Origin of the sequence: Acidovorax sp. (assembly GCF_027492855.1) — a bacterium.
Taxonomy (GTDB): Bacteria; Pseudomonadota; Gammaproteobacteria; order Burkholderiales; family Burkholderiaceae_C; genus Acidovorax.
On the sequence record NZ_JAPUDY010000005.1, the window covers coordinates 24605 to 31367 of the forward strand.

Annotated in this window: 5 protein-coding genes; 4 read left to right on the plus strand and 1 reads right to left on the minus strand. The window is 65.9% G+C overall.

The genetic code is table 11. The features are described 5' to 3' along the window. Nucleotides 1-67 precede the first annotated feature (67 nt). Genes Q0105_RS00585 through Q0105_RS00600 form a run of 4 tightly spaced genes read left to right on the plus strand, consistent with a single transcriptional unit; the run spans nucleotide 68 to nucleotide 4596 of the window. The gene (locus Q0105_RS00585) at nucleotides 68-895 is read left to right on the plus strand and encodes a DUF3348 family protein (protein ID WP_298207682.1); all 828 of its coding nucleotides are present in this window, start codon (nucleotides 68-70) and stop codon (nucleotides 893-895) included. After that, nucleotides 892-3327 (plus strand): DUF802 domain-containing protein, encoded by a 2436-nt coding sequence (locus Q0105_RS00590; protein ID WP_298207684.1) that lies wholly within the window; start codon nucleotides 892-894, stop codon nucleotides 3325-3327. Before Q0105_RS00585 ends, Q0105_RS00590 begins: the two co-directional genes overlap by 4 nt. Further along, nucleotides 3324-3983, plus strand: coding sequence for an OmpA family protein (locus Q0105_RS00595; RefSeq protein ID WP_298207686.1), 660 nt, complete (start codon nucleotides 3324-3326; stop codon nucleotides 3981-3983). The genes Q0105_RS00590 and Q0105_RS00595 overlap by 4 nt, the downstream gene beginning before the upstream one ends. Then, on the plus strand, nucleotides 3976-4596 hold the full coding sequence (locus Q0105_RS00600) for a DUF2894 domain-containing protein (protein ID WP_298207688.1): 621 nt from the start codon (nucleotides 3976-3978) through the stop codon (nucleotides 4594-4596). Before Q0105_RS00595 ends, Q0105_RS00600 begins: the two co-directional genes overlap by 8 nt. Before the next feature lie 28 nt (nucleotides 4597-4624). On the opposite strand, the gene Q0105_RS00605 is transcribed toward Q0105_RS00600, so the two are convergent. Next, nucleotides 4625-6643: a UvrD-helicase domain-containing protein gene (locus Q0105_RS00605; protein ID WP_298207690.1), complete on the minus strand. Its 2019-nt coding sequence runs from the start codon at nucleotides 6641-6643 to the stop codon at nucleotides 4625-4627. Nucleotides 6644-6763 lie beyond the last annotated feature (120 nt).

Genomic DNA, 6763 nt, shown 5'->3' on the forward strand with positions numbered 1-6763 from the left:
GAAAATAGCGGGCTTTGCCCACTGGGGACCCGTTCCCTGATGCACATGCCCAGGCGCAATCCTGGGCGTGCAGCCGCACAGTGAATGGCCCCACGGGATGTACCTGCACCACCGACTCAACAGCTCACGCCTTGTTGTCCTGCTCCAGCAATGGGCGCGGGAGGCCGGCACGCGGGTGATGCAACCACCGCAGCAACAAGAGGATGTGGCCGTGCAACTGAGCCAGTGGCTGGGCACGGTGGACGCCGTTCAGCTCAGCCGTGCGCTGCATGCCATCGAATCACTACCGGAATCGGGTGGCATGGCAGGGGGAGCGCGAGAGTCTGCATGCGATGCAGCCGCGCTAGAGCGCTTTGTCCAGAAAGCCAGGGCCGATCTGACCGCCTTGGTCACGGCCAAGGCGGCAGCGCCCAAGCCCCTGCGTGCGCGGGCCGACAACACCCCCGTGGAGATGCCCGACCTCCAGGCCGATGCGGATTTCGCGGCCCATAGCCCCCGCTACCTGGATTTGCAAAAACAGATGGACACACGTCTGCTGGCCTTGCGGGCCCAGGTGCGCCACACGCTCACCAAGGCCACGCCCGCCCTGCGGCAGCTGGCTGCGCTGGATGCCGTCATGGAGCAGATGCTGGGCGCGCGCGAACAGCGACTGTGGGCCTCGCTACCCGGCCACCTGGAGCGGCGCCTGGCGCACCGACATCAAAAACACCAGCAGGTGCTACAGGCCAGCGGCCAGGCCGATGAGCCACCGCTCTGGCGCCAGCCCGGTGGCTGGCTGTGGGCGTTTGAACAGGACATGCAGGCCTTGCTGCTCGCCGAAATGCAGGTGCGCCTTCAACCGATCACGGGGCTGCTGGAAGCAGCCCACAACGAAAAAACAGGACAACAGGAATGAACAAGAGTGTGATGGCCGCTATCTTCGCCGTGGGCCTTGCGGCCGTGGGTTGGGTGGGCTGGGGCTTCGTCGGGACCAGCCCCCTGGCGCTGGCGATGACGGTGGTGATTGGCGCAGTCTATGTGCTGGGTGCGTATGAGCTGATGCAGTTCCGCGCAGCCACCACGTCGCTGTCCACCGCACTGGCCGACAGCCCCGCCGGGCCGCTGGCAGACCTGGGCCACTGGCTGGACCGTCTGGTGCCCACGCTACGCGCACCCGTGCGCCAGCGCATCGAAGGCGAGCGCGTCGCGCTGCCGGGTCCGGCCCTTACGCCCTACCTGGTGGGCCTGCTGGTCATGCTGGGGATGCTGGGCACGTTTTTGGGCATGGTGGTCACCTTCCATGGTGCCGTGTTCGCACTGGAGACTTCATCCAACCTGGAATCGATCCGCACCGCGCTATCAGCCCCCATTAAAGGCCTGGGCCTGTCGTTCGGCACCTCGGTGGCTGGCGTGGCGGCATCGGCCATGCTGGGCCTGCTGTCGGCCCTGAGCCGCCGCGAACGCCTGCAAGCCGTGCGCCTGCTCGATGCGCGCGTTCCCACGCTGTTTCGGCCGTTCTCGCCAGCCCACCGGCGCGAGGAAATGCTGGGAGCCTTGCAGACGCAGGCCCAGGCCATGCCCCTGATTGCCGAGCGCCTGCAGGGCCTGATAGAAGGGCTGGAGCGACGCAGCGGCCAATTGGGCGAACAACTGTTGGCACAGCAGCAGGGGTTTCACCGCGAAGCCACGGCGGCCTACACCCAACTGGCCAGCGCTGTGGGCGCCTCGCTGCAAGACAGCCTGAGCGCCAGCGCACGCCAGGCCGGGGAGGCGATCCGCCCCGTAGTCGAACAGGCGATGTCCACCCTGGCCGAAGAGGCACAGCGCTCGCACGAACGCCTGCGCACTACCACCGACGCGCAAATGCAGGCGCTCTCGGCCCAGTGGGAAGGCACGGCCCGCCAGGTAGCCGACACCTGGAGCACCGCGTTGCACAACCACACGCAGACCCAGGGCGCCCTGGTGGCGCAGCTTGACGGCGCGCTGCAAACCGTCACCCAGGCGTTTGACCAGCGCTCCAGCAACCTGATTGCTTCGCTGCAGGCATCGGCCACACAATCGCACGCCGCCCAACTAGCGGCCGACCAGCAACGCCTGGAAGGCTGGAACCGCTCCATGGAAGGCATGGCCAGCGCGCTGAGCTCTGAATGGCAACGTGTTGGCGCGCAAACCGCAGAACACCAACAGCGTGTTAGCCAGGCGCTGGAAGGCGCGGCCACCCAAATCGACCACACCCTGCAAACGGCCACCCAGGTGTTGGAGCAGCGCTCCACCGCACTCTTGGCCACACTGCAGGACACGGTGGCGCAGTCGCACACCGCCCAACTGTCGGCCGACCAGCAACGCCTGGAAGGCTGGAACCGCTCCATGGAAAACATGGCCAGCACGCTGAGTGCCGAGTGGCAGCGCGTGGGCACACAGACCGTGGCCCAGCAGCAAGGCGTATGCAATGCCCTGGAGACAACCGCCACGCGCATCACGGAACGCATGACCGAGCAAGTGGACCGCACCCTGGGCGGCGCGGCCACGTTGATGGACCAATCGGACGCACTGCTGCGCACCCGCATGGATGCCGAAGCCCAATGGGTGCAGACCCAAGGCCAGCGCATGGCCGAACTTACCGGCGTGTGGCGCACCGAGCTGGTGGCCCTGCGCGATGCCGAGACCCAGCGCGGCCAGGCTGCCGTGGAGCGGCTCGACACGCTGCAGGCCGCAGTGGCGCAGCATCTGGCCACCCTGGGCTCGGCCTTGGAGGCCCCGCTCACGCGCCTGCTGCAGACCGCATCCGACGTGCCACAGGCTGCGGCCGAGGTCATCACCCAGTTGCGCCAGGAAATGACGCGCCTGAGCGAACGTGACAACGTCGCCCTGGCAGAACGCACGGCCATGATGGAACAGGTAGGCACACTGCTGCACTCGGTGAACGAGGCTGCGGTGCAGCAGCGTGCCGCCATCGACACGCTGGTCGGCTCGGCCGCCCAAGTGTTGGAGCAGGCGGGACAGCAGTTTGCACAGGCGCTCGGCACGCAAGCAGGCAAAGTGGACGAAGTGGCCGCCCATGTGGCCGCCAGTGCAGTAGAGCTGGCCAGCCTGGGCGAGTCTTTCAGCCACGGCGTGGGCCTGTTCAGCGCCAGCAACGAGAAGCTCGTGGAAAGCCTGCAGGGCATGGAAGGCACCCTCAGCCAGTCGATGAGCCGCAGCGATGAACAACTGGCCTACTACGTGGCCCAAGCCCGCGAAGTGATCGATCTGAGCATCAGCGCACAACAAGGCATTGTGGAAGACCTGCGCAGACTGCATGGCAACGCGGGCCGAACTGCCGCAACCGTCGAGGGAGCCGCTGCGTGACCGGCCTTGACGACACCCTGGACGACGGCGCCGAACAAACAGCGCCTGTCTGGGCCGTGTTTGGCGATCTGATGGCGGGTCTGCTGGGCGCGTTTGTGCTGATCCTGGTGGGCGTGCTGGTGGTGCAGATCGATCTGGTGGCGAGCCTCAAGCAGGAGGTGGAAAAGCGCCAGCAGGCAGAACAGCGCCGCATGGCACTGGAGAAAGCACTGGCCATTCCGCTGGCCAGCGGCCGGGTCACGGTGAACAACGGCCGTATCGGCATCAGCGGCAGCGTGCTGTTTGCCACGGGCTCCGACGAACTGCGCCCCGAAGGCCGCCAGCTCCTCAAGAGCCTGGTGCAGCCGCTGCAGGTGTACCTGCGCGAGCGCGACGAAATGCTGATGGTGAGTGGCTTCACGGACAACACCACGCTGCTGCGAGGCCCCCAGCAGCGCTTTGCCGACAACCTGGAGCTGTCGGCCCAGCGGGCACTCACCGTGGCGCGCGCCCTTATCGACGAAGGCATGCCATCGTCCCAGGTGTTTGCCGCCGCCTTTGGTGCCGAGCAACCCGTGGCCGACAACGCCGATGAAAAAGGCCGTGCACAAAACCGCCGCGTGGAAATGGCACCAGTGCCCAAAGCCTCGAACACCCAGCCCGCGCGCAATGAGTGAACTGCTGACCGAGCCCACGCTGGAATCCCTGCGGGCCGAGGGCGCACACCGCCATGACCCGGCACGCTTTCACTACCTGGAGGTGCTAGCCCAGCGCCTGCCCGGCCAGCCTGCGGCCGTGCAAAAGGTGCTGGCTGGGCGACTGCTAGCAGCCGTTGTGGCTTACGCCGAGCAGGCCCGACAGGCACCTATTGCCACAAAAGCCCCCAGCTCCGCACCCGGCAAGACCGGGGCGGCGACGGTAGCCTCCCCCTTGGCGCAACTGAACCGCGATCTGAGTGCCCGCAGGGAGGTCGATGCCGAAGCCGCACGCACAGGCGATGGCGCCAGCCTGTCGGACATGAAAAGCGTGCGCCAGTTCAGCGAGGTATGGTCCAAGATCTCGGCAGAGCAGCAGGTGGTGCAGGCCCTGCACCGCGGGCCCGAGAACGCGGGGCCACTCAACGCGCACAAGCTCATGCTGCGCACGCTAAGCCTCATGCGCACCCTGTCGCCCGACTACCTGCGGCGCTTCATGTCACAAATGGACTCACTGCTGTGGCTCGAACAAGCGGGCTCCAGGGCACCCAGCCCAGCCGCCCGGCCCGCGCGCAAGGGACGGGCAAAGCCGTGAGCCGCCATTCGACAGATCGCAGATCGGACTAAACAGGCCCTGGGGTCACTGGCCTTGCGGCGCTCTCCAGCAGCCACAGCGCCGTGCGCGCACGCGTCAGGGCCACGTACAGCATGTTGCGCTCCCGGTAGGCCTCCTGGTGCGATGCCGAGCCCGGAAACCGCCCGCGCTCCACAAAAGGCACCGCCACGAACGTGAACTCCCGGCCCTTGCACGCCTCCACGCTCATCAGGCGCAGGGTCACGGGCTCCTTGCGCTGGTGCATCTCGATGCTGCGGGTGGCCACAAGCGTCAGCCGCCCCAGAAACTCACTGGCCGGCATGCCCTGCGCCAGCTCCGATAGCTGCTCCAGACTGGCCAGGCAGGCCTGCCGCTCCTTGCCGTTGATGGGCGCATCCTCAAAAATACGGCGCACCAGGGGGTGGTTGCACAACGCCCCCGCATCGGCACACAGATCAGGCGCCAACACCAGAACCTGCGCACAGGCATCGGTCAGCGGTGGTGCGCTGCGGTCCAGGGTGCCATGCACGATATAGCGGCGCATCTGCGCCACGTCCCCATGCAAGGTCCCTCCTAGTTGCAGGCTCTCGCTGGCGCCGGGCCCACCCGTCCAGCCAGCATCGTCAAACTGGCCCTGCGCCAGCACGTCGGGGTTCACGGTGTTGTGCCTTGTGGCACGTCGGCCATAGTGCAGCAAGCCCTGGATGGCCGCGCCCAAAATTCCGGGGGTCAGGGGGCGCTCGCCAGGGTTGCCCTGCAGAGCCCACATCAGGCCCAGCACCAAGGCCACCTCCCTGCGCAAATAGAAAGCGCCCATCCCCTGGCAGCCGTAATGCACCCCTTCGTGCCCAAACACCCACTCCAGCAGGATGCTGTCCTGGGGGTTCCTCAGCACCAGGTTCAAGGCGCTACTGTGCTGGCTCTTGTCTCCATGCAAGCCCCCCCAGCCATTGACGATCTGGGCGTGTAATTCCACCAGCTGCTGCGCGCACTGCACGTCCGTGTCGTAGGTCAGGCGCTGAAACGCATCCGAACTCTGCGGCACAGACGCAAACTCCACCCCGAACAAGGGATTGAGGGCCGCGCAGATCTCCGCGCCAAACCGGCGTGTGGTGTTGATGTGCAGAACCTCGGTGCCCTCGGGCAAGCTGGCCCGGATGTGCTGTAAAGCCCCGCCAAAGACCGAGAACGAGCCTTCATGGATGTGTTGGTTGAAATCGCCAGCGCCCACAAATACGCCGTTGTGGCTCTGCACCAGCTTGCGCAGGATCGTCAGGGCCATCTCATCCAGGTCATGCAGTTCGTCAAACAGCACTGCGCCGTAGCGACCCTGCAGCCACTCGCAGGGCTGGTCCCAGTCCAGCAGATCCATCTGGCGGCTCAGTTCAAAACTGCAGTCGCCGTCGGCATAGAACTGCGGCTCGTGGTTCATGCCCACGCGCATGCGCTCGTAATGCCTCAGCAGCCTGTACAGGCCGTAGTCCAGGTCCTGCTCTTCACAAAAAGCCTGCAGATCCCCTCCGACGTCTTCTTCGCACTGCTTGTCCAGCCGCTTCTTCTTGGCCAGCGCCTCGAAGGCCAGAAACGCGTCGATATCCACGTCCTGCCCCAGCAGGTCATCAGCTTCGCGATCAGGGCTCCGCTCCAGATCCTGGCGCAGCGCCTGCTGTGCCTGCAGGATCAGGAACCGCCTGCGCACCGGATCATCCAGCTTGACGACGGGATCGCCCTGCTCTTTCAGCACCCGCTCACTGAGCTGTTCTATCGTCAGGATGTCCAGGCTGGCAGGCACAGCGCCGTGGAGCTTGAGCATCCGGTCACGCAGGGCCGTGACGCCCGCACGCGAATAGGCCAACACCAGGATGCGCGCGCCCGGGGCCATGCTGGCCAGCAGGTTGCAGGCCTTCATGCACAGCGTGATCGTCTTGCCGGTGCCCGCCAGCGCGCTGATGATGGTGGCCGGCGCCTTGGACTCAAGAACCTGTTGCTGCTCGCCCGTGGGCACGAACCATTGGCTGTTCCAGCCCCTGGCGGGGAGAGATGTCATTTTTTGCGGAGCCATGTGGCGGATGAAGGGCTCCATTGTCACCGGCCAGGCTCCAACAAAAAGGACTCCCAAAGGGAGCCCAGTCTGCTTGGCATCAGTGCGAGGGTCTAAAAACACTCC

Excerpts from the sequence above, each read along its gene's own strand:
- Q0105_RS00590 (WP_298207684.1), top strand. The coding sequence starts at position 892 with ATGAACAAGAGTGTGATGGCCGCTATCTTCGCCGTGGGCCTTGCGGCC.
- Q0105_RS00600 (WP_298207688.1), top strand. The coding sequence starts at position 3,976 with ATGAGTGAACTGCTGACCGAGCCCACGCTGGAATCCCTGCGGGCCGAG.
- Q0105_RS00605 (WP_298207690.1), bottom strand. The coding sequence starts at position 6,643 with ATGACATCTCTCCCCGCCAGGGGCTGGAACAGCCAATGGTTCGTGCCC.